This is a genomic window from Actinomycetospora callitridis (assembly GCF_028737265.1).
GTDB classification, from domain to species: Bacteria; Actinomycetota; Actinomycetes; order Mycobacteriales; family Pseudonocardiaceae; genus Actinomycetospora; species Actinomycetospora callitridis.
The window spans coordinates 21,354-42,745 of sequence record NZ_JAQZAK010000001.1 but is presented as its reverse complement, the minus strand read 5'-3'; the positions used below and the strand labels follow the sequence as shown (position 1 = coordinate 42,745).

Annotated in this window: 24 protein-coding genes; 7 read left to right on the top strand and 17 right to left on the bottom strand. The window is 75.8% G+C overall.

Annotation, left to right across the window (positions count from 1 at the left end; translation table 11 throughout):
• The first annotated feature begins 78 nt into the window (after positions 1 to 78).
• Both PH191_RS00200 and PH191_RS00195 read left to right on the top strand, forming a co-directional pair.
• Positions 79 to 1,284 (top strand): hypothetical protein, encoded by a 1,206-nt coding sequence (locus PH191_RS00200; RefSeq protein WP_274192614.1) that lies wholly within the window; start codon positions 79 to 81, stop codon positions 1,282 to 1,284.
• Positions 1,268 to 2,398: a hypothetical protein gene (locus PH191_RS00195; RefSeq protein WP_274192613.1), complete on the top strand. Its 1,131-nt coding sequence runs from the start codon at positions 1,268 to 1,270 to the stop codon at positions 2,396 to 2,398. Before PH191_RS00200 ends, PH191_RS00195 begins: the two co-directional genes overlap by 17 nt.
• 81 nt (positions 2,399 to 2,479) lie before the next feature.
• Here the strand turns inward: PH191_RS00195 and PH191_RS00190 are convergent, their stop codons facing one another.
• From PH191_RS00190 to PH191_RS00180, 3 genes are all read right to left on the bottom strand, one after another.
• Positions 2,480 to 2,968, bottom strand: a complete 489-nt coding sequence (locus PH191_RS00190; RefSeq protein WP_274192612.1) for a hypothetical protein — start codon at positions 2,966 to 2,968, stop codon at positions 2,480 to 2,482.
• Entirely contained in the window at positions 2,965 to 4,020 is a 1,056-nt protein-coding gene (locus PH191_RS00185) for an efflux RND transporter periplasmic adaptor subunit (protein WP_274192611.1), read from the bottom strand. The genes PH191_RS00190 and PH191_RS00185 overlap by 4 nt, the downstream gene beginning before the upstream one ends.
• A gap of 89 nt (positions 4,021 to 4,109) precedes the next feature.
• The gene (locus PH191_RS00180) at positions 4,110 to 4,730 is read right to left on the bottom strand and encodes an NAD(P)-dependent oxidoreductase (protein ID WP_274192610.1); all 621 of its coding nucleotides are present in this window, start codon (positions 4,728 to 4,730) and stop codon (positions 4,110 to 4,112) included.
• Positions 4,731 to 4,775: 45 nt separating this feature from the next.
• Here PH191_RS00180 and PH191_RS00175 point away from each other — a divergent pair, with 45 nt between their 5' ends.
• From PH191_RS00175 to PH191_RS00160, 4 genes are all read left to right on the top strand, one after another.
• On the top strand, positions 4,776 to 5,420 hold the full coding sequence (locus tag PH191_RS00175; protein ID WP_274192609.1) for a TetR/AcrR family transcriptional regulator: 645 nt from the start codon (positions 4,776 to 4,778) through the stop codon (positions 5,418 to 5,420).
• 208 nt (positions 5,421 to 5,628) lie between these two features.
• Entirely contained in the window at positions 5,629 to 6,717 is a 1,089-nt protein-coding gene (gene moaA / locus PH191_RS00170; protein ID WP_274192608.1) for a GTP 3',8-cyclase MoaA, read from the top strand.
• Positions 6,717 to 7,013, top strand: a complete 297-nt coding sequence (locus PH191_RS00165) for a MoaD/ThiS family protein (RefSeq protein WP_274193642.1) — start codon at positions 6,717 to 6,719, stop codon at positions 7,011 to 7,013. Before moaA ends, PH191_RS00165 begins: the two co-directional genes overlap by 1 nt.
• A gap of 52 nt (positions 7,014 to 7,065) precedes the next feature.
• Positions 7,066 to 7,542 (top strand): methylated-DNA--[protein]-cysteine S-methyltransferase, encoded by a 477-nt coding sequence (locus tag PH191_RS00160; protein ID WP_274192607.1) that lies wholly within the window; start codon positions 7,066 to 7,068, stop codon positions 7,540 to 7,542.
• Positions 7,543 to 7,563: 21 nt separating this feature from the next.
• Here PH191_RS00160 and PH191_RS00155 read toward each other — a convergent pair whose 3' ends face one another.
• Together PH191_RS00155 and PH191_RS00150 are read right to left on the bottom strand one after the other, a co-directional pair.
• The gene (locus tag PH191_RS00155; RefSeq protein ID WP_274192606.1) at positions 7,564 to 8,025 is read right to left on the bottom strand and encodes an HAD family hydrolase; all 462 of its coding nucleotides are present in this window, start codon (positions 8,023 to 8,025) and stop codon (positions 7,564 to 7,566) included.
• 26 nt (positions 8,026 to 8,051) lie between these two features.
• Positions 8,052 to 8,939: a DNA-3-methyladenine glycosylase family protein gene (locus PH191_RS00150; protein ID WP_274192605.1), complete on the bottom strand. Its 888-nt coding sequence runs from the start codon at positions 8,937 to 8,939 to the stop codon at positions 8,052 to 8,054.
• Positions 8,940 to 9,000: 61 nt separating this feature from the next.
• Here PH191_RS00150 and PH191_RS00145 point away from each other — a divergent pair, with 61 nt between their 5' ends.
• Positions 9,001 to 9,396 carry a VOC family protein gene (locus tag PH191_RS00145; RefSeq protein WP_274192604.1) on the top strand — a complete coding sequence of 132 codons (396 nt, stop codon included), beginning with the start codon at positions 9,001 to 9,003 and terminating at the stop codon, positions 9,394 to 9,396.
• Here the strand turns inward: PH191_RS00145 and PH191_RS00140 are convergent.
• The 12 genes from PH191_RS00140 to PH191_RS00085 form a co-directional block, all read right to left on the bottom strand.
• Positions 9,385 to 10,047 carry a helix-turn-helix domain-containing protein gene (locus PH191_RS00140; RefSeq protein ID WP_274192603.1) on the bottom strand — a complete coding sequence of 221 codons (663 nt, stop codon included), beginning with the start codon at positions 10,045 to 10,047 and terminating at the stop codon, positions 9,385 to 9,387. The two genes, PH191_RS00145 and PH191_RS00140, sit on opposite strands and share 12 nt — an antisense overlap.
• 16 nt (positions 10,048 to 10,063) lie before the next feature.
• On the bottom strand, positions 10,064 to 11,086 hold the full coding sequence (locus PH191_RS00135; protein ID WP_420791757.1) for a P1 family peptidase: 1,023 nt from the start codon (positions 11,084 to 11,086) through the stop codon (positions 10,064 to 10,066).
• Positions 11,087 to 11,090: 4 nt separating this feature from the next.
• Positions 11,091 to 11,735 carry a thiamine phosphate synthase gene (gene thiE, locus PH191_RS00130; RefSeq protein WP_274192601.1) on the bottom strand — a complete coding sequence of 215 codons (645 nt, stop codon included), beginning with the start codon at positions 11,733 to 11,735 and terminating at the stop codon, positions 11,091 to 11,093.
• Positions 11,732 to 12,541, bottom strand: a complete 810-nt coding sequence (gene thiM, locus PH191_RS00125) for a hydroxyethylthiazole kinase (RefSeq protein WP_274192600.1) — start codon at positions 12,539 to 12,541, stop codon at positions 11,732 to 11,734. Before thiM ends, thiE begins: the two co-directional genes overlap by 4 nt.
• A gap of 118 nt (positions 12,542 to 12,659) precedes the next feature.
• A complete protein-coding gene (locus tag PH191_RS00120; RefSeq protein WP_274192599.1) occupies positions 12,660 to 13,532 on the bottom strand; it encodes an SRPBCC family protein in 873 nt (290 codons plus the stop codon).
• A gap of 106 nt (positions 13,533 to 13,638) precedes the next feature.
• Complete coding sequence (locus tag PH191_RS00115) at positions 13,639 to 14,490, bottom strand: FAD binding domain-containing protein (protein WP_274192598.1); 852 nt, start codon at positions 14,488 to 14,490, stop codon at positions 13,639 to 13,641.
• Positions 14,487 to 16,976 carry a xanthine dehydrogenase family protein molybdopterin-binding subunit gene (locus PH191_RS00110; RefSeq protein ID WP_274192597.1) on the bottom strand — a complete coding sequence of 830 codons (2,490 nt, stop codon included), beginning with the start codon at positions 16,974 to 16,976 and terminating at the stop codon, positions 14,487 to 14,489. Before PH191_RS00110 ends, PH191_RS00115 begins: the two co-directional genes overlap by 4 nt.
• A complete protein-coding gene (locus PH191_RS00105; RefSeq protein ID WP_274192596.1) occupies positions 16,976 to 17,500 on the bottom strand; it encodes a (2Fe-2S)-binding protein in 525 nt (174 codons plus the stop codon). Before PH191_RS00105 ends, PH191_RS00110 begins: the two co-directional genes overlap by 1 nt.
• Before the next feature lie 530 nt (positions 17,501 to 18,030).
• Positions 18,031 to 18,675 carry an MOSC domain-containing protein gene (locus PH191_RS00100; RefSeq protein ID WP_274192595.1) on the bottom strand — a complete coding sequence of 215 codons (645 nt, stop codon included), beginning with the start codon at positions 18,673 to 18,675 and terminating at the stop codon, positions 18,031 to 18,033.
• The gene (locus PH191_RS00095) at positions 18,672 to 20,315 is read right to left on the bottom strand and encodes a glycosyltransferase (RefSeq protein ID WP_274192594.1); all 1,644 of its coding nucleotides are present in this window, start codon (positions 20,313 to 20,315) and stop codon (positions 18,672 to 18,674) included. The genes PH191_RS00100 and PH191_RS00095 overlap by 4 nt, the downstream gene beginning before the upstream one ends.
• Positions 20,299 to 20,934, bottom strand: coding sequence for a phosphoribosyltransferase (locus tag PH191_RS00090; protein WP_274192593.1), 636 nt, complete (start codon positions 20,932 to 20,934; stop codon positions 20,299 to 20,301). Before PH191_RS00090 ends, PH191_RS00095 begins: the two co-directional genes overlap by 17 nt.
• Before the next feature lie 9 nt (positions 20,935 to 20,943).
• Complete coding sequence (locus PH191_RS00085) at positions 20,944 to 21,378, bottom strand: PaaI family thioesterase (RefSeq protein WP_274192592.1); 435 nt, start codon at positions 21,376 to 21,378, stop codon at positions 20,944 to 20,946.
• Positions 21,379 to 21,392 lie beyond the last annotated feature (14 nt).

Sequence of the window (21,392 nt, the reverse complement as noted above, 5' to 3'; positions counted from 1 at the left end):
TCGACGCTGCGTCGACCTTCTTGCATGGGCGCCGACCGTCCTCCACTCGCGGGGGACACCGACGACTGAGGAGTGCCCATGCCGGGTCGCCGTGTCCTGCTCGCCGCGGTCGCGGTGGGCGCGGCCCTCGCGGCAGGCCTCATCGCCCCGTCGGCCTCCGCCCTGCCGACGAGCGAGTCGTGGGCCGCCGAGCTCGCGGTGGACGGTGGCGACGACAGCAACGTCGTCGTCCGCGATGAGGCGGTGCGCCTGGGCGATCTGGCGCCGCGCCGCACCTCCACCGGTGACGTGCCGGCCGAGGGCGACCTGCTCCTCGCCCCGCGCCGTCCGGCCGCCGTCACCGACCGGGTCGCGGCCGAGGTGACCGCCGACGTGCCCGCGGGCGCGCAGGTGATCGTCGCGGTGCGCGGCATCCGGGACGACGGCACGTGGGGCGAGTGGGACGAGGCGGACGCGGGCGATCCCGCGCAGCTCTCCGAGCTGACGTCGGAGATCCAGGTCCGGATCACGCTCGTCGCGTCGGCCGACGGCCGGAGCCCGGCCCTGCGCCGGCTCTGGCTGACCGCCGACCGTTCGCCCGTCGGCTTCGGCGTCCCGGCCCCGGCCACCGCGCTCACCTCCCGCGTCTTCGCGACCCGGATCGGGCTCGTCGGCAACGACACCGCCAACGGCCACGAGGTCGAGCGCAACGACCGCTTCGTCGCCCTGCCCTCGCGCCGCGGCCTGAGCCCGCGCGGCGGCGGCGACTACACGGTGCGCGTCTGCTCCACTGCCACGCGCTGCACCTGGGCGCCGGTGTGGGACGTCGGCCCCTGGAACACGCGCGACGACTACTGGAACCCGCCGGAGGTGCGCCGGACCTTCGCCGACCTGCCCCGTGGACGCCCCGCCGCGGAGGCCGCCTTCGTCGACGGCTACCGCAACGGCCGCGACGCCACCGGGCGCCGCGTGACCAACCCCGCCGGCATCGACCTCGCCGACGGCACGTTCCGCGACGACCTCGGGCTCACCGACAACGCCTGGGTCACCGTCACCTACCTGTGGACCGGGCGCGGCCCGTCGGGCACGGCGCTCGACCGACGCACGCGGCTCGACGTCCGGGCCGCCCCGGCGCCCGACGCCGCGGTCGTCGGCTCCGTCGCCCCGCAGGCACGCATGTCCTACGAGTGCGCGGCGCAGGCCGCGGGCGGTCGCACCGGGGTCGGCACCCGCTGGATCCGCCTCGGCACCGCCCAGTACGTCCCGGCCGAGCTCGTGGAGGCACGCGATGTCCCGTCCTGCTGATCCCTCCGTGCGGGGTGGCGCGCTCGCCGTCGCCGCCGGGGCCCTCGGACTCGCCGTGGTCCTCGCCGTCCCCGCCGCCGCGGCCACGCCGACGCCCGGCGAGAGCTGGTCCGCCGAGATCGCCCTCGAGGGCGGCGACGACCGGGGCGTCGTGCTCACCGACGGCGCCGTCCGGCTCGACGGCGTCCCGAACGGCGAGGTCGTGCTCGCGCCGCGACGCACCCTCGGGCTCGTCGACGGCATCGCCGGCGTTCCCGCGGTCGACGTGCCCCGCGGCGCGGCCGTCGTCGTCGAGGCCCGTGGCCTGCAGCGCGACGGACGCTGGGGTGACTGGGTGCGGGTGCCCCGGGAAGGCGCCGCCGACCTCGGCGACCCGACCGGCGAGATCGGGATCCGCATCCTGCTGCGCCGCGCCGACGGCGGCGAGAGCCCGGTCCTGCGCGGGCTGTGGCTGACGACCACCGCCGCGGCCCCACCGACCAGCGTGACCACCCGGACCTCGACCGTCACCGTCTCGCCCAGCACGCGACCGACGACCACGACCACCACCACCACCGAGCCGACGACCACCACCACGCGGCCGACCACGACCACCACCCGGCCGACCACGACGACCACCTCGGCGACGCCCACGAGCACGACGACCACGGCGCCCCCGTCGTCGACCACGACCACAAGGCCGACGACCACCACCACGACGCCGCCGGTGACGACGAGGACGACCACGACGCCGCCGGTGACGACGACCACGTCGGCCACCGCGACGACCACCTCCGAGCCCGAGCCGACCACCGAGCCCGAGCCGACCACCGAGCCCGAGCCGACCACCGAGCCCGAGCCGACCACCGAGCCCGAGCCGACCACCGAGCCCGAGCCGACCACCGAGCCCGAGCCGACCACCGAGCCCGAGCCGACGACCACCACGCCGACGAGCACCACCACGACGACCACGACCACCCCGCCGGTGATCCCGCCGCCGGGCCTCGTGCCTCCGGGCCTGCCGGCGCTGCCCACGACGCTGCCGGTGCCCGTCCCCGTGGCGACGTCGGACGCGGGCGAGACGAGCTCCTGGTGGGGCTCGGACCTGATGGGCTGGCTGGCGCGGGCGTTCTGAGCCCCGCTCGCATGGAGCGAGGGTCACCTCGAGTGCGTGGTGCGCAGCGAAGGACGCCCTCGCTGCCTCACCCGGCGCGCGTCAGCCCGGCACGCCGACCGTCTGCGCCGTGAGCACGCCGTCGACGTCGCGCACGCCGATCAGGCTCACACGGGTCCCGCGGGGCAGCGCCGTCACCGGGCCCGGGCGCGGCTCCTGGTCGACGACGCGCGTGGCGGGCGAGGTCCGCACCGCGATCAGCCGCCCCTCCGGGGTGCGGACGGCGAGCAGCCCGTCGGACGTGCTCTCGAGCGTTCCCACGAGCGGCGTGCCCTCACCCGCGGGTGGAGGACAGGTCTCGCAGCCGACGGCGAGGTGGCGGTCCGCGATCACCCCGCCGACGCCGCCGAGGACGAACGCCGTGAGCACCGCCAGCCCGATCACCCAGCGCCGTGGTCGGCGACGTCGATCCGTCGGGGGCGGGGGCAGCGGCTCCCCGCGGGGGTCGGTCTCGTACTCCGCGGGCAGGTAGTCGTCACGGCGGTCGTCGGGGTAGTCGGGGTGGTCCGCGTACTCGTCGCGCCCGCTCACGGCCGCGGCTCCTCGCCGTCGCGCGGGACCAGCACCCGGTCGCCGAGGCGGAGGCCCTCGCGCACCTCGATCGAGGTCGCGTCGGCGATGCCGGTGGTGACGGTGACGAGCCGGTTCGGGCCCCGGCCGTCGGGCGGGGGCGTGAGGACGGTGCCGCGGTTCGGGCCGGTGGGCCGCACCGCCGACGGCGGCACCACGAGCACGCCGACGGCCCGGCTGACGAGGATGCGGACGTCGGCCGCCTGGCCGACGCGCATCGTCTCCGGCGGGAGGGCGGTGGCGACGGTGACGCCGTAGGCGCCGTCCGGACCGGGCGCGGGCTCGACGCCCACGACCTCGCCGAAGACCGTCGGGCCGACCCCGTCGACGGCCGCGGCCGCGGCCTGACCCGGGGCGACACGGGCGACGTCGCGGGGTGCCACCGACGCGCGGACGACGAGGGCGCCGAGGTCGGCGAGGCGCACGAACGGCCGGCGGCTGGGCGCGTCGTCCGGGGTGGGCGCGCCGGCGAGCACGCGGTCACCGACCTGCCCGGCAACGGCGGTCACCGTGCCGTCGCGCGGGGCCCGCAGGACGGTGCCGTCGAGGACGCGGGTCGCCTCGGCGAGCTCCGCGCGGTCGCGCGCGGCCGTCGTCTCGAGGCGCCCGAGCAGCACCGTGTCGGAGGGGACGGCGTTGCGGGCGGCCTGGAGGTCGCGGACGGAGGCCCCGACGGCGACCTGGGCGGCGCTGACCCGCGCGCGCGTCGGGCCGTCGTCGAGGGTGGCGAGCACGTCCCCCGCGCGGACGACGGTGCCCGGCACGACGGGGATCGTCGTGACCTCGCCGCTCACCGCGAACGACACCTCGGACTCGCCCGCGCTGCGCACCGCGCCCGGGACGCGGACCTCGGTGACGACGTCGGCCCGCACGACCGGCACCACGGACGCCGACGAGCCGGCCAGCAGCTGGGGCTGGCGCAGCAGGGTCCAGGTGCCGGCGACCCCGGCGACGAGCAGGAGCACGAGCACGGTCGGCAGCAGCCAGCCCAGGCGGCGCCGACCGGTGGACATGGTCGCTGACGGTAGTGGGCGGCGACGCCCCGTCCGCGGAACCGATCGCCCGGGCGTGTCAGGGCGGCCGACGGCGCGTCAGTCGGCGATCAGTCGGCGATGGCGACGAGGTGCCCGACGGTGTCCCGGTCGGCGGCCGCGCGCAGGATCTCCGTGGCGACGTCGGCGCGGGCCACCCGGTGCCCGCCGGCGAGGTGGCGGTCGAGGGCGCGCCGGTAGCGACCGGTGCGGGGGCCGTCCGTGAGCCGCGGCGGGCGCACGATCGTCCAGTCCAGCCCGCTCGCGCGGACGATCTCCTCCATCCGGGTCAGGTCGGCGTAGTGGTCGCGCAGCACCCACTGCAGGATCGGCTTGACCAGCCCGCGCAGGAGTGGGCCGTCGCCCTCGCCCGGGAGCCCGGCCGCGCTCACGACGAGGAGACGACGGACCCCGGTGCGGCGCATCGCCGCGATCGCCGCACCCACCCCGTCGCTGCACACGCTCGTCGGCCCGCGCCCCCGCGTGCCCAGCGCCGACACCACGACGTCGGCCCCGCGGACCGCGTCCTCGATCACCCCGTCCTCGTCGAACCCGGCCCGCACCACCTCCACCCCGGGCGGCACCACCGAGCCCGTGCGGGCCACGGCCACCACCTCGTCGCCCTCGGCGAGGGCCTGCGCCACGACTTCCCGCCCGGTCCCTCCCGACGCCCCGAACACCACGATCCGCACGGCCCCTCCTTGGTTAGTGAGCACTCACCAACTTAGAATGACGGGGTGCCCCGGACCCGGTCAAGCACCTCGACGCGCGAGCGCATCCTCGACGCGGCGCTCGCGGTCATGCGCTCGCACGGCGTCGCCCGCGCCACGACGAAGGAGATCGCGCGCGAGGCGGGCTTCTCCGAGGCCGCGCTCTACAAGCACTTCGACGACAAGACGGCGCTCTTCGTCGCCGTCCTCGTCGAGCGGGTGCCCTCGCGACTGGGCGAGGTCCTCGACGGCCTACCCGACCGCGTCGGCACCGGCGACCTCGAGGAGATCCTCGCCGAGGTGGCCCACGAGGCGCTGGCGTTCTACGGCGAGACCTTCCCCATCGCGGCCTCGGTGTTCTCCGAGCCCGCGGTGCTCACCGCCCACCGGGCTGCGCTCGACCGCCTGGGCACCGGTCCGCACGTCGTGTTCGACGCGGTCGCGGACTACCTGGCGGGCGAGGCACGGGCCGGGCGGGTCGACCCCGCCGCCGACCCCAGGGCCGCGGCGCTGCTCCTGCTCGGCGCGTGCCAGGCCTCGGCGTTCCTGACGGCCTTCCGCGGCAACGGCCCGCCCCCGGACGCCGCCGCCGAGACCGCCTCCGCCGAGGCCGCCTCCGCCGAGGCCGAGGCGCTCGCCCGCGCCGCCGTCCGGGGGCTGCGGGGGCCGTAGACGTGTGGGCGCCGGCCCCGACGGGCACTACGGTCCTCTCAGGCCGGTCCGGCGCCCCTGGTGCGCCTCTCCAGAGGGACCAATTCTCCGCACCGCACACCGCAGTTGCGATCTCCTCGCGGCGCGGTGCCCGCATCTGCGGAGGGAGCCTGCGACCTGCGGAGACGCCGACCACTCGCGGTCGTCGACGCGGTTAGGGTGGGAAGTGATGAGCGTTCTCGACCTCGGTGTGCCGGCCGTCCCCGGGTCCGCCACCGCCACCACGGACACCTCAGGGCGGCCTGACGACGCGCGTCTGGTCGACTCCTGGGGCCGTGTGGCCACCGATCTGCGGGTGTCGCTGACCGACCGCTGCAACCTGCGCTGCACCTACTGCATGCCCGCCGAGGGCCTGGAGTGGATGCCGAGCGAGGAGGCGCTCACCGACGAGGAGGTCGTGCGCCTCGTGCGGGTCGCCGTCGAGCGCCTCGGCGTCCAGGAGATCCGGTTCACCGGCGGCGAGCCCCTCCTGCGCAAGGGCCTCGAGGACATCGTCGCGGCCACCGCCGCGCTGACGCCCCGGCCCGAGATGTCGGTGACCACCAACGCGCTCGGCCTCACGCGTCGCGCGGCCGGTCTCGCGGCCGCCGGGCTGGACCGGGTCAACGCCTCGCTGGACACGCTGCGCCGCGACCGCTTCGCCGAGATCACGCGGCGCGACCGGCTCGACGACGTCCTCACCGGCCTGCGGGCCGCCCGCGAGCACGGCCTCGACCCCATCAAGATCAATACGGTGCTCATGCCCGGCCTCAACGACGACGAGGCGCCCGACCTCCTGGCCTGGGCGCTCGAGGAGGGCTACGAGCTGCGCATCATCGAGCAGATGCCCCTCGACGCCGGACACTCGTGGCAGCGCGACCGCATGATCACCGCCGAGCAGATCCTCGCCTCGCTGCGCACGCGGTTCACGCTCTCCGACGACCCGGCCGAGCGCGGCGGCGCCCCCGCCGAGCGCTTCCTCGTCGACGGGTGGACCGGCCACGACGGCACCCCGGCCAAGGTCGGTGTGATCGCCTCGGTCACACGGCCGTTCTGCGGCAACTGCGACCGCACGCGACTCACCGCCGACGGGCAGGTGCGCAACTGCCTGTTCTCGCGGACCGAGAACGACCTGCGACGGTTCCTGCGCGGCGGCGGCTCCGACGAGGAGATCGCCGACGCGTGGCGCGTGGCCATGTGGGGCAAGAAGCCCGGCCACGGCATCGACGAGCCCGGGTTCCTGCAGCCCGACCGGCCCATGAGTGCGATCGGAGGATGATGACCGCTCCCACCGCTCCCACCACCGCCGCGACGGCCCCGCCCGTCAGCGTCACCGTGCGGTACTTCGCCGGCGCCAAGGCCGCCGCCGGCACGCGCAGCGAGGACGTCACGGTCCCCGCCGGCGCCACCGTCGACGACCTGATCACGGCATTGGCCGCCGACCACGGCGACGCGCTCGCCCGCGTGCTCGCCGCCGCCAGCTTCCTGCTCGACGAGGTGGCCGTCCGCGACCGGACCCTGGTCCTCGCCGAGGGCGCGGTCGTCGACGTCCTGCCGCCCTTCGCCGGCGGCTGACCGCCACGCCCGAACGCGCCACGCACCGGCCCGCCGAGGTGTTCTCCAGGACATGAGCATCGTCCACGGCACCCCTCTCGGGCCTCTGCACCTCGACGCCTCGCCGCGCGGGCTGACGCTGCTCGGGTTCTCCCCCGCCGCGTCCGACGAGCCGCGTGACGCGGACGCCGAGCGCGTCCTCGACCTCGCCCGCCGCGAGATCGACGCCTACTTCGCGGGCACGCTGCGGGAGTTCACCGTCCCCGTCGACCTCGACGCCCACCCCGCGTGGGACCGCCGGGTGCTCGACGGCCTGGCCTCGGTCGGCTACGGCGAGACCGTGAGCTACGGCAAGCTCGCCGCGGCGGTGGGCCTCGAGCCCGTCGACGCCCGGCGGGTGGGCGGGGCGATGGCCCGCAACCCCGTCGCGATCGTCGTGCCGTGCCACCGCGTGGTCGGCGCCGACGGCAGCCTCACCGGCTACGCGGGCGGGCTCGAGCGCAAGCGCACCCTGCTCGACCTCGAGGGCCGCGACCAGCTCCTGTTCTGATCCTCGACAGGATGACGCGGGTCAGTAGCCGCGACGCAGGTCGGCCAGCTCCTCGAGCACCAGGCAGACGTCGTCGACGTCCTCGACCTCGTAGGGCGCCTCGGCGGCGACACCGATGATCACGTCGTCGGCGCCCGGCTCGTGGTCGGGGACCAGACCGACGGCGACGACGGCCGTCGCGCCGACCTCGTCGCGCAGCGCCGCGACGCCTTCGGGCGCGACGACGCGCGCGCCGCCCTTCGCGCCGGACAGGAACATCAGCTCGGCGACCTCGTCGGCCGGCCGGTCCGACACCACGGCGACGGTCGTGTCGCTCAGGGCCACGAGGACGTTGAGCGCCTCGGAGGACTGCTGCTCCGCCCGGGCCTGCGCGGGGTCGCCCTCCTCGGCGGCGAGCGCGCCGTCGAAGACGCACGCCACGAGCAGGGTCGGCGTCTCCGCCACCCGGCCGAGCGCGCTCCAGAGGGCGTCGTCCGCCGCCACGGCCACCTCCTCGGGCGAGGCCGTGATCAGCCTGGCATGACGTTGACGGCGTGGTCCAGCGCCGCCCAGAGGTACTGCGTCGCGTAGGCCCGGTACGGGCGCCAGGCCTCGGCGCGGGCGACGAGGTCGCGGTCCTTCGTCGGCAGCCCGAGGCGTTCGGCGGCCACGCGGACGCCGAGGTCGGTGGGCAGGAACGCGTCCGTGTCGCCCAGGGCGCGCATCGCCACCGAGTCGACGGTCCACGGCCCGATCCCCGGCAGCGCGCCGAGCGCGGCGCGGGATCCGGCGACGTCGGCCGGGTCGAGGACGACGGCACCGTCGGCGAGGGCGGCGACGAGCGTCAGCAACGTCCGCCGCCGGGTCCGGGGCATCGCCAGCTCCTCGGGGTCGACGGCCGTGAGCGCGGGCGACGACGGGAAGAGGTGGGTGAGCGTGCTGCCGGGTCCGGCGAGGTCCTCGGGCAGCGGCGTGCCGTACCCGCGCACGAGACGGCCGGCGTGGGTGCGGGCGGCGGCGGTGGAGACCTGCTGCCCGAGGACCGCGCGCACCGCGAACTCCTCGGGGTCGGGCGCGCCGGGGACCCGCCGGCCGGGCGCGGCGTCGACCAGCGGGGCCAGCACGGGCTCGGCGCGCAGGGTGTCGTCGACGGCCACCGGGTCGGCGTCGAGGTCGAGGAGGCGCCGGGCGATGCGCTCGGCCGCGTCGGCGTCGGCGGGGTCGGTGAGGGTCAGGGTGGCGTCGATGCCGGCCTCGCCGGGCCGCAGCGCGACCACCCCCGGCCCGCCGGGCAGGGCGAGCGTGCGGCGGTAGGCGCCGTCGTGCCACTCCTCGACGCCGGGTACGGCCGTCGCGACCAGGTGGCCGAACAGGTTGTCCGGGCACAGCGGCGCGGTGAAGCCGAGCGTCCGGTGCACACGCGCATGGTGTCCGATCGGTCCAAGCCCCGCGCCGCGGGCGGTCCCTACGGTGTCGTCCATGCCTCCGCGTCTCGCCGTCGTCGAGCTCGTCGTCTCCGACATGGCCGCCTCGCTCGCCTTCTACCGCCGCCTGGGCCTCGACGCGCCGCCCGAGGCCGACACCGCGCCCCACGTCGAGGTCGAGCTCGCCGGCGGGCTGCGCTTCGCGTTCGACACCGTGGACACCGTCCGGTCCTTCGACCCGTCCTGGACGGAACCGACCGGCGGGCCGCGGCGCTCCGTGGCGTTCGCGTGCGACTCCCCCGCCGAGGTCGACGCGCTCTATGCCGAGCTCGTCGGGGCCGGGTACCACGGCGCGCTCGAGCCCTGGGACGCGTTCTGGGGCATGCGCTACGCCGTCGTCGACGACCCCGACGGGGCGCCGGTGGATCTCTTCGCCGCGCTACCGCAGTAGGAGCTCCGTCGGCGTGGTGTCGGCGAGGGTGCGGACCTCCCGGGCGAGGTGCGGCTGGTCGGCGAAGCCCTCGACGGCGGCCACCTCGGCCCACGGGGTGCCCGCCCGCGCCCGGGCCAGCGCGCGCTGCAGGCGCAGGATGCGCCCGAGGTGCTGGGGGCCGTAGCCGAACACCGGCAGGCAGCGCCGGTGCAGCGTGCGGGTGGTGGTGCCCAGCGCATCGGCGAGCCCGGCGACGTCGGCGCCGCGCGCCAGCGCGGAGAAGACGCGGGCGCCGAAGGGGTCGTCGCTCGCCGGGACCGTGCCGGCGACGTCGCGGAACGCCCGCACGGGGTCCTCGGCGGCGCGCTCGGCGAGCTCGCGTGCGGCGGCGTCGGACCACACCGCCTCGAGGGACACCGTGGTGTCGCGCAGCTCGTCGGCGCGGACACCCAGGCTCACGGGACCGCGCCCGTGGGAGAAGCGCAGGCCGACATGCCGCGCGCCGCCGCCGTCGTGGCGGCGGGCCCCGGCGTCGGGGCCGGCGACGACCAGCGCGCGGCCGTTCCAGATCAGGTCGAGGCAGCCGTCGGGCAGGATCGTCGTTGCGCCGCCGTCGCTCGCCCAGAGCACCATCCCGGGCCCGACCGGTCGCTCGCGGTAGCCCCCCACGGGTCCATGGTGCCCGTCAGCCGACGAGGTCGCGATAGGCCCGCCAGTGCCCGGCGGGGGTCTCGACGGAGCGCGCGGCCAGGACGGCGTGGGCGACGGCGCGGGTCACACAGTCGGCGCCGGCGGTGAGCAGCTCCTGCACCGCGGCGAGGTCCGGGGCGGCGCGCCCGGTGGTCGCGAGGCCGAAGAACGTGTCGCCGTCGGTCATGCCGTGGGCGGGGCGCACGGCACGGGCGAGGCCGCTCTGCCCGACCGCGGCGAGCTTGGCGCACTGCGCGACGCTCAGCCCGGCGTCGGTGGCCACGACGCCGATCGTGGTGTTCAGCGTCGGCGGCGCGGCGGCCTCGCGCAGGGCCGCCAGCAGCGCGGTCCGGTCGGCGGGCAGGGCCGGGGGCTCGACGTCGCCCGGGTGCAGGTGGCGGGCGGCCCACAGCTCGCCGGTGGCCGGGTCGACGGCCGAGCCCGCGGCGTTGGCCACGACGAGGGCGGCCACCACCGTGCCGTCCGAGAGCACCGACGAGGCGGAGCCGACCCCGCCCTTCAGCCCGCCGACGACCGTGCCGCGCCCGGCGCCGACCACGCCCTGCGCCGGCGGCGCGTCGGTGCAGGCGGCGAGGGCCTGCGCGCCGGTCTCCGCGGTCGGGCGCGCCGCGAACCGGCCACCGCGCCCGAGGTCGAACACCACGGCCGCGGGGACGACGGGCACGACCTCGCCGGGCCCCCGGCCGACGGGGAAACCGCGGCCGGCGGCCCCGAGCGCGTCGGCCACCCCGGAGGCGGCCGCGAGCCCGTAGGCGCTCCCGCCGGTGAGCACCACGGCGTGGATGCGCTCGACGAGCGTGCGCGGGTCGAGCGCGTCGGTCTCGCGGGTGCCGGGGCCGCCGCCGCGGACGTCGACACCCGCGACCGCGCCCTCGGGTCCGGGCAGCACGACCGTCGTGCCCGACAGCGCGCCCTCGCCCTCGAGGTCCGCGTGCCCGACCTGCAGACCGGGGACGTCGACGAGCGTGTTCGTGGCGCCGGGGTACACGGCGGACAGCCTGTCACCTGCCGTCGACGACGGCGCGCAGCTCGCGGGCGGCGGCCCCGGGTTCCGCCGCGGCGGCGATCGCCGAGCTCACGGCGAGGCCGGGGACGCCGGTCGCGAGCACCTCGGCGGCGTTGTCCGCGTGCACCCCGCCGATCGCGACCGCCGTGACGCCGAGCCCGGCCGCGGCCTCCCACAGGCGACGCAGACCATCGACACCGGTGGCGGGCGCGGCGTCGGGCTTCGTGGCGGTGGTGAACACGGGGCCGATGCCGAGCAGGTCCACGACGCCGGGCCCGAGGTGGCGGGCGACGTCGAGGTCGTCGGGTCCGGTGACCGACCAGCCGAGGGAGAGGTCCGGTCCCGCGACGCGACGGGCGGCACCGGGCGGGGCGTCGTGTCGCCCCAGGTGCACGCCGTCGGCGCCGGCCGCGAGGGCGACGTCGAGACGGTCGTCGACGACGACCGCGACGCCCGAGCCGGCCAGGGTGTCGATCACGGCCCGGGTGGCGTCGCACAGCTCGCGGCCGGTGGCTCCGGGCGCCCGGACCTGGACGGCGGTGACCCCGCCGGCGACGGCGTCGCGGACGACCGCGAGCGGGTCCGCCGGCCCGTGCACGGGGTCGAGGACCAGGTAGAGGCGCGGGTCGAGGGCCGTCACGCCGGGTCGATGAGGGTGCCGGCCGCGGTGGCACCCCGGGCGTCGAGGGCCGCGAGCGCGTCGAGCCAGGCCGGCACGAACGAGCCCGGCCCGCGGGCCGCGACCCCGGCGGCCGCCCCGCACGCCCCCACGACGGCGTGGGCCGCGACGGTGGCGGCGACCGGGTCGTCCCCGGTGCTCCGGGCGGCCGCGAGGAAGGCCGCGGTGATGGCCCCGAGCGCGCATCCCATCGCGGTCACCCGCCCCATGAGCGGATGCCCGCCGTGGACGTGGAGGACCGTGGTCCCGTCGGTGATCCGGTCGACCGGGCCGCTGACCGCGACGACACCCTCGCACCGCCGCGCGAGCTCGTCGGCCGCGTCGGCGGCGTCGTCGACCGCGACGGTCGCATCGACCCCGCGGCCACGGCCCTCACGGCCGGCGAGGGCGAGGATCTCCGAGGCGTTGCCCCGCACCACGGCCGGCCGGAGCTCGAGCAGGCCTCGGGCCACGTCGGTGCGCATGGTCAGCGGGCCGACCCCGACCGGATCGAGCAGCCACGGCGTCCCGGCGTCGCGGGCGGCCGAGGCCGCGGCCCGCATGCCGTCCGCGCGCTCCGGCGTCATCGTGCCGGTGTTCACCACGAGCGCCCCGGCGACCGCGGCGAGCTCGGCGGCCTCGGCCTGGTCCTCGACCATCGCCGGCGAGGCCCCGAGGGCGAGCAGCGCGTTGGCCGAGAGGTTCGTGGCCACGAGGTTGGTCACGCAGTGCACCAGCGGCGTCTCGTCGTGGACAGTGCTCAGCAGCGAGCTCGTGGACGCGGTCATCTCCCGGGCCTAGCCGTTCACGGTCGCCGCTCAACCCTCGCCGGAACGAGCGAAGGGCACCTTCGGCCGCTCTTGTCGGCCGGAGGTGCCCTTCGATCATGACGAACGTGCCCGGGAACTAGCTCCGCCCGCGGACCACCAGGATGATCGCGATGATCGCGGCGAGGACGCCCGCGCCGATGCCCACGGGGACGAGGCGCTTGAGCACGGCGTCCCGCGAGCTGTCGAGCAGGTCGATCGCCTCGACCTGCTGGCGACGCGGCTGGCTCGGCTGCGCCGCGGCCTGCCCGGAGCCGCTCGCGGCCCCGCCGACCGAGGCGCCGGGCTTGGCGCCCGAGTCGCCCTTGGCGGCCTCGGCCACCGTGGTCGGCATCGCGGCCGCGGCGGGCGCGCCCGAACCGGAGGAGACCGGGGAGGGCGCGGGCGGGCCGGTGACCGGCGCGGCGTCGCCCGAGGCCACGGCCTCCGGCGCGGGGCCGGTGCCGTTGCCGCCGGTGGACCCGGTGTCGGTGCCGCTGACCGTGGCGGCCGCGGGGCCGCCGGCCGTGCTGCTGCCGAACTCGTCGGCCAAGCAGGACGCGAACTGCCCGAGGATCTTGTCGCCGACGTCGGCCATGACGCCGCGCCCGAACTGGGCCGGCTTGCCCGTCACCTGCATCTCGGTGAGGACGTTGACCTTGGTCTTGCCGCCGTCGTCGGTCATCGTCAGCGTGGCCTTGGCCGACGCGGTGCCGTTGCCGCGGGAGTCGCGGCCCTGGGCGTCGACGACGACCTTGTGGTTGGTCTTGTCACGCTCGACGAACGTGCCCTTGCCCTTGTAGGTCATCGAGATCGGGCCGAGCTTCACCTTCACCGTGCCGGTGAAGTCGTCGCCGTCGCGCGAGTCGAGGGTGGCGCCCGGGAAGCACGGAGTGACCTTCTCCGGGTCGTTCAGGGCGTCGAACACGGTGTCGATGTCCACCGGGACGGTGAACTCGTTCTCCAGCTTCACTCGGTACCTCCTGTGCGATCACGACGGCGGCCCGCCCCCGCTGCTGCGGGGGCGGGCCGGGACGTCGCGACGATCGGATCGTCGGACGGGTGGGACCGCGGAGGACTCAGCCCGCGGCGGCGAGGACGGCCCGACCGGTGAGCACCCTGGCGAGGTGCTCGCGGTAGTCGGTACCGGCGTCCGCGTCCGCGGTGGGGCTGGTGCCCTCGGCGGCCGCCTGGGCGGCCTTGCGCACATTGTCCTCGGTGGCGCTCTGGCCGACCAGTGCCGACTCGACGGCCGTGGCGCGCACCGGGACGCCCGCCATGTTGGTCAGCCCGATGCGGGCATCGGAGATCGTGCCCCCGTCGACCTTGATGGTCGCGGCCACGGCCACGATCGACCAGGCCTGGGCGACCCGGTTGAACTTCTCGTACCGCGCGCCCCAACCCGTGTACTTCGGGAAACGGATCTCGGTGAGGAGCTCGGCCTCGCCGATCGCGGTGGAGAAGTAGTCCTCGAAGAAGTCCGCCGCCGCCACGGTGCGGGTGCCGTCGGCCCCCGCGATGACGAACTTCGCCTCGAGGGCCAGCGCCGGCGCGGCGAGGTCGCCGGCCGGGTCGGCGTGGGCGAGGGCCCCGCCGAGGGTGCCGCGGTGGCGCACCTGCGGGTCGGCCACCGTCTTCGTCGCCTCCTGGATGAGGGCGACGTGCTGACGCAGGATGTCGTCACGGGTGACGTCGTGGTGCGACGTCATGGCCCCCACGACGACCTCGTTGCCGTCCTCGCGGACACCCCGCAGCTCCGGGATGCCCCCGAGGTCGATGATCAGCGACGGGTCGGCCATGCGCAGCCGCAGCACCGGCAGCAGGCTCTGGCCGCCGGCGAGGAGCTTGGCGTCGTCGCCGCCGTCGCGCAGGGCCTGCAGCGCCTCCTCGACCGTGGTGGGCCGGACGTAGTCGAACTGGGCCGGGATCACAGGTTGCCTCCCTCGGGCATGTCACGGGCGGTGGAGCCGAGACCGGCACCCGGCGAGGCGACGTTCGCCTCGTCGGCGCGACCGGAGGTCCCCGACGCCTTCTGGATGGCGCTCCAGACGCGGTAGGGGGTGGTCGGCATGTCGATGTCCTTGACGCCGAGGTGCCGGATCGCGTCGAGCACCGAGTTCACGACCGCCGGGGTGGAGGCGATCGTGCCCGCCTCGCCGACGCCCTTGACCCCGAGCGGGTTGGTGGTCGACGCGGTGGTGGTGTTCGCGGTGTCGAAGCTGATGAGGTCCGCCGCGCTCGGCAGCGTGTAGTCGACCAGCGTGCCCGAGAGCAGCGTGCCCTGGTCGTCGTACGCGGCCTCCTCGTAGAGGGCCTGGGCGATGCCCTGCGCCAGGCCACCGTGGACCTGACCCTCGACGATCAGCGGGTTGATCACGTTGCCGACGTCGTCGACGCAGACGTACTTGTACATCGAGACGAACCCGGTCTCGGTGTCGACCTCGACGGCGCAGAGGTGCGTGCCGTGCGGGAACGAGAAGTTCTCCGGGTCGAACGTCGCGTGGGCGTCGATGTCGGGCTCGATGCCCTCCGGGTAGTCGTGGGCGGCGAACACCGCGAGCGCGATGTCCTGGATGCCCACACCCTTGTCGGTGCCCTTGACCGAGAACTTGCCGGCCGAGAACTCGAGGTCGCCCTCGGAGGCCTCGAGCATGTGCGCGGCGATCGGCTTGGCCTTCTCGATGACCTTCTCGGCCGCCTTGACGACGGCGATGCCGCCGACCGCGAGCGAGCGCGAGCCGTAGGTGTCGAGGCCCCGGTAGGACGACTGGGTGTCGCCGTGGAGGATCTCGACGTCGTCGAAGCCGACACCGAGCTGGTCGGCGACGATCTGCGAGAACGCGGTCTCGTGGCCCTGGCCGTGCGGGCTGACGCCGACGACGACCTCGACCTTGCCCGTGGGCAGCATCCGGATGGCCGCGGTCTCCCAGCCACCGGCGCCGTAGTCGAGCGAGCCGAGCACGCGCGAGGGCGCGAGGCCGCACATCTCGGTGAAGGTCGAGATGCCGATGCCGAGCTGCTTGACGTCGCCCCGCCGGCGGCGCTCCGCCTGCTCCCGGCGCAGACCGTCGTAGTCGAACATCTGCATGGCCTGGTCGGTCGCGGCCTCGTAGTTGCCCGTGTCGTAGGTCAGCGTGCTGACCGTCGTGTACGGGAACTCGTCGTGCTTGATCCAGTTCTTCTTCCGGAACTCCATCGGCTCCATGCCGAGCTCCAGGGCGACCTCGTCCATCAGGCGCTCGATGCCGAAGGTGGCCTCCGGACGTCCGGCGCCGCGGTAGGCGTCGGTGAGCGTCTTGGTGGTGAAGACGTTGGTGCAGTCGAACCGGTAGGACGGGATCTTGTAGATCGCGTTGAACATGAACGCGCCGAGGATCGGCACGCCCGGCCCGACGAGGCCGAGGTAGGCGCCCATGTCGGCCAGGAGCTTCACGTCCAGGCCGGTGATCGTGCCGTCCTTGGTGACCGACATCGTCAGGTCCTGGATCTGGTCACGGCCGTGGTGGGCCGTGAGCAGGGACTCCGAGCGGGTCTCGGTCCACTTCACCGGCTTGCCCAGCTTCTGGGCCACCAGCAGGGTGACGACCTCCTCGGGGGCCACGGCGATCTTGCCGCCGAAGCCGCCGCCGACGTCCGGCGCGATGACGCGGATCTTGTGCTCGGGCAGGCCGAGGGTCAGCGCGAGCATCGTCTTGAGGATGTGCGGCACCTGGGTCGAGGACCACATGACGAGCTGCTCGCCCGTGGGGTCGACGACCGTGGAGCGGGGCTCCATGAACACCGGCACGAGGCGCTGCTGGCGGAAGCGGCGACGGACCACGATCTGGTCGTCGTCCGACTCCGCCTTGCTGATGGCCTCCGTCGCGTTGCCGCCGGAGCCCGCCTCGCCCGAGTCGAACACCCACTGGGCGTTCGAGTTCGTGCCCAGCTCCGGGTGCACGAGGGTGGCGCCGTCCTTCAGCGCCTCCTCCATGTCCAGGACCGGCTCGAGCTCGTCGTAGTCGACCTCGACCAGCTCGGCGGCGTCCTTGGCGATCGCCGCGCTGCGCGCGACGACCACGGCGACACCCTCACCGGCGAAGTTCACACGGCTGCCGGCCAGCGCGGGACGCTGGGGCGAACGCATGTCCTTCGTGACCGGCCACGCGCAGGGGAGCTGCACCTGGTCGGCGCCGATGTCGGCGGCCGTGTAGACGCCGACGATGCCCGGCAGCTGCTTGGCCGCCGAGGTGTCGATGCCCTTGATCGTCGCGTGCGCGAACGGGCTGCGGACCATCGCGATGTGCAGCAGGCCGGTGAGGGCCTTGTTGTCGGTCCACTGGGTCCGCCCGGTGATGAGCCGGCGGTCCTCCTTGCGGCGGCGGTCGCGCCCGATCTCCTTGACCGGTGCGTCCGCCGGGTTCTCGGTGGTGGTCATCAGGCGCCCCCGCCGGCCACGGTCTGCTTGGCGCCGGCCTCGGCGGTCGGGGCGGCTCCCGGCTTCATCTTCGAGGCGGCGTCCTGGACGGCGCGCACGATGTTCTGGTAGCCGGTGCAGCGGCAGAGGTTGCCCTCGATGCCCTCGCGGACCTCGTGCTCGGTGGGGTCGGGGTTGTCACCGAGCAGGTCGATCGACTGCATGATCATGCCGGGCGTGCAGTAACCGCACTGCAGTGCGTGGTTGTCGTGGAAGGCCTGCTGCACGGGGTGCAGCTGGCCGTCCCGCTCGAGGCCCTCGATCGTGAGCACCTCGGCGCCGTTGGCCTGGACGGCCAGCACCGAGCAGGACTTCACGCTCATCCCGTCGAGGTGCACGGTGCACGCCCCGCAGTTGCTCGTGTCGCAGCCGATCACCGTGCCCGTCTTGCCGAGCCGTTCACGCAGGTACTGGACGAGCAACATGCGCGGCTCGACGTCGTCCTCGTAGACGAGGCCGTCGACGGTGGTCCGGATGCGTGCCATGGACCTCACTCCTCACTCGGCCGAACGACGTGGCACCGGAGCCCGGACGTCGAGACCGAGGACATGGTGGTGGTGTGTGAACGACGCCCGCCGACTTCGCGCGCGCCTGTGCCCCCATCTCCGGCGTGGTGGCGGACACATCACACCGCCGACCACCGGGCGGCGCAACATCCACTCAGGGGGCGGGTCCCCTACCCGAATGCCCAGGTGGGAGTGGTTACCGACCTGTACACCGCACTCGCGGATCAGACTGCCTTGAACATCCGCGTCTGCGGCTCGACACACGCCGTGGGCAGGCGAATTCCTGCGGAAAAGAACACTCCGGGCGGTAGCCGAACGGTCCGTTCGGAGGGCTCCCACTTCACCCGGGACGCACGCGCCGGCACGGGGCGTGTGCGGTGCGTGGGAGGTGGTGTGGGAGGTGGTACGGGAGGTGGTGTGGGCACGGGGCCGTGCAAGCCCTGCGTCCTCGCTGGCACTCAACGCCAGGATCGCCACATCGTCGCGGCGAGGACACGCCGACGCGGGGTTCAGTGAGGGCGGCGGGCGAGGCGCTCGCGGGCCCAGTGGTGGTAGCCGGCCGGCAGCTCCGGCACCTCGAGGAGGCGGGCCGCACGGTCGCGCTCGTGGTGGACGATCGCGAACACCTCGGCCACGGTGACGCCGTGCGCGGGCCGGTCGACGACCTCGATCGGGTCGCCCGCGGCGAGCGTCCCCGTCGTCGCGACGCGCAGGTACACGCCGGGCCGGACGGCGGCGGTGAAGCGGCGCGGCATGGACCGGTCCCCGGCGCGCAGGCCGAGCTTGAAGCACGGGGTGCGCGGTTGGACGACGACGAGCTCGGCGGTCCCGATCCGCCAGCGCTCGCCGACGACGGCGTCGCGCAGGTCGTAGCCGGCGGTCGTGAGGTTCTGCCCGAAGACCTGGTCGTCGAGCGCGCCGAGCTCGTCGCGCCACCAGGCGAGGTCCTCCTCGCCGTAGGCGTAGACGGACTTCTCCGGACCGCCGTGGCTGACGCGGTCGGCCTGCTCGTCCCCGGCGAGGTTCTCGGGCCCGACCTCGACCGGCCCGTCCACCGGCTCCTTCCAGATGGCGGTGCTCGTCGTCTCGCCGTCGCGGGGTCCCGGGACCTCGCGCGGGAGGCCGACGGCGACGGTGCGGACGATCGAGGTCATCGGTCGGGGCCCTTCCCGCTGAGGTCGGGACGCAGGGGCGCGGCTGTGCGGTGCCGCCACGCGCCCCACCACAGCCCTCCCCCGTAGGCCAGGTCGTCCAGCCGGTGGGCGACGACGTGGCCGACGACGTCGCCCGGCCCGTCGCCGGGCGATCGGAACCGGGCCCAGTCGGCGACGCCCTCGACCACGCCGGCGACGAGCAGCGCGCGGCGGACCCGCCGGGACACCACCGCGCCCACCAGCGCCGCCGGCCACCAGTGCCGCGTGAGGGCCCCGGCCGCCTGCCACGCCGCGCCGCCCAGGCCCCAGGGCGCGAGCACCGCGGCGAGGGTGACGGCGCGTCGGGAGCTCCCCCGGCCCGGACGCGCCAGCCCGCGCGCCAGGCGGGCGGTCGCCAGGAGCGTGACGACGCCGGCGGCGGCGGTGCTCCACCGGCGCTGGACGCCGAGCAGGGTCATGGCGGCCGCGGTCCACGGGGCGAGCGCGACCGGCGGCACGCGGCGCGGGTGGCGCAGGGCCAGCGGGGCGGCGCCGGTGCCGTAGAACGCCTTGCGCTCGAGCCACGCGCCGACGGCGTCGCGGTGCTCGTGCGCCACGCGGGACGACGGTTCGTAGCGCAGGCGCCAGCCGGCGGCGGCGAGGCGCCAGACGAGGTCGACGTCCTCGGCGACGGGCATGTCCTCGGCGAACCCGGCGCCCAGCGCCTCGCGCCGGACGACCAGCGCGGCGCTCGGGACGTAGGCGACGCGGGAGCGGGCGGTCACCGGGGCGGCGCGGGGGCCGAGGTCCAGGCTCGAGCGTCGCTCCTCGTAGCGGGCCACGGTCCGGCGCGCGATCGACGATGCGGCTTTCCTGGCGTTGAGTGCCAGCGAGGACGCAGGGCTTGCATCCGCAGGATGCGGTGTGGCGACGGACGGTGGCGGCGGCGCTTCCCAGGCGACGATGCGAGGGGCGGCGAGGACGACCGCGGGGTCGGCGAGGTGGCCCAGGAGCGGCGCGAGCCAGCCGGGCTCGGGGACGACGTCGGAGTCGAGGAACGCGACGAGCTCGCCGGTCGCGGCGGCGGCCCCGGTGTTGCGGGCGGCGGCGGGGCCGCGGGAGACCGGGTGGCGGACCACCCGCGCGCCGTGGGCGGCGGCCACGCGGGCCGTGGCGTCCGGGTCGGTCGAGCCGTCGTCGACGACGACCACCTCGGCGATCCCCGGCGCGGTCGCCGCGAGCGCACCGAGCAGGCGGGCGAGCTCGCCGGGACGGTCGCGCACGGGCACGACGACCGAGACCGCGCCCGGCGCCGGGGCGTCCGGGTGGCCGGGCTCCGGGTGGGCGACGCCCGCGTCGGTGAGCAGGCGCGCCAGCACCGCGGACGTCGCGTCGGTGACCGTGAGCCGCGCGTCCGGCGCGATCCCGTCCGGGCCGGCGAGGCGCCCGTACGCCGCGGGCGAGAGGTGCAGCACGCGCGGCGGCGAGCCCCCGATCAGCGTGCGGCCGCCGTCGGCGCGCCAGACGCGACGGTCCAGCACGACCGTCCAGCCGTGCGGGGGACGGGTCGGCGTGGCGGGGGCCGCGGGGCTGACGGTGGAGGCGCTGATGGCGGGCGAGTCTAGGCAGCCACGAGGTGCGTCGTCAGCGACCGAGGACACGCAGGACGTCGTCGTCGGTCAGCTGCCCGAAGTCGTCGTAGACGTCGCCGACCGCGCGGAAGTCCGGCGGGACGAGCACGGCGACGACGGTGCCGCCCCAGTCGTCGGCGAGGCGCTCGAGCGCCGGCGGCGCCGCGACCGGCACGCCGAGCACGAGGCTCGACGGGCCACCGGCGGCCAGCGCGCCGAGCGCCGCCCGCGCCGTCATCCCCGTCGCCACGCCGTCGTCGACGAGGACGACGTCCCGCCCCGCCACGCGCCCGCGCCACCCCGACCCGTAGGCCTCCTCGCGTCGCGCGGCCTCGATGCGCTCGGCGGCGACGAGGTCGTCCAGCGCGCCCGGGGTCAGGCCGGCGTTCTGCAGCGCGAGGTCGAACCACACCGGCTCGCCGTCCACGGCCACCGCGCCGAGCCCGGCCTCCGGGCGCTCGAGTGCGGTGATCTTGCGGGCGACGCCGACGTCGACCTCCGCCCCGGCCCCCAGCGCCTCGGCCGCCGCCGCGGCCACCGGTACGCCGCCGCGGGCGAGGCCCACGAGCAGGGGGCGGTGCAGGTCCAGCTCGGCGAGCGCCCGACCGAGAGCCCGGCCGGCGTCGGCGCGATCGGCGAAGGCGGCCACCGACGGAGTCTAGGTCCCGCCGACGATCGACTTCGTGATCTGGCTGAGCGCGACGGGCCGGTCCAGGGCGTCCTCGAGGCCCGCGGTGACCGTCACGAACGCGACCTCCCGGGCCCGCTTCGCCAGGCGGCCGACCACGACGACCCGCTGCCCGGCGGGCGCCGGCCGCAGGTACTGGGTCGAGATCTGGTGGGTGACGGCGTGCTGGGCGGCGGTGAGCGTCGGGAGCACGGCGAGGTACCCGGCGAGCTCGATGGCCGCTCCGAGTGCGGCCGCGTGCGCGGTCGCGGCGGGGGTGACGGCGAGCCCCGCGACGGGCAGCACGACGCCGTCCAGTGGGGCGGAGGGGTCGACGAACTCGACACCCAGGGCGTCGGTCAGTGCGACGGCGAGCGCAGCCTCGGCGCGGGCGAGGAGGTCGTCGCCGGCCAGCGGTCCGGTCATCCGCCCGATCCTGC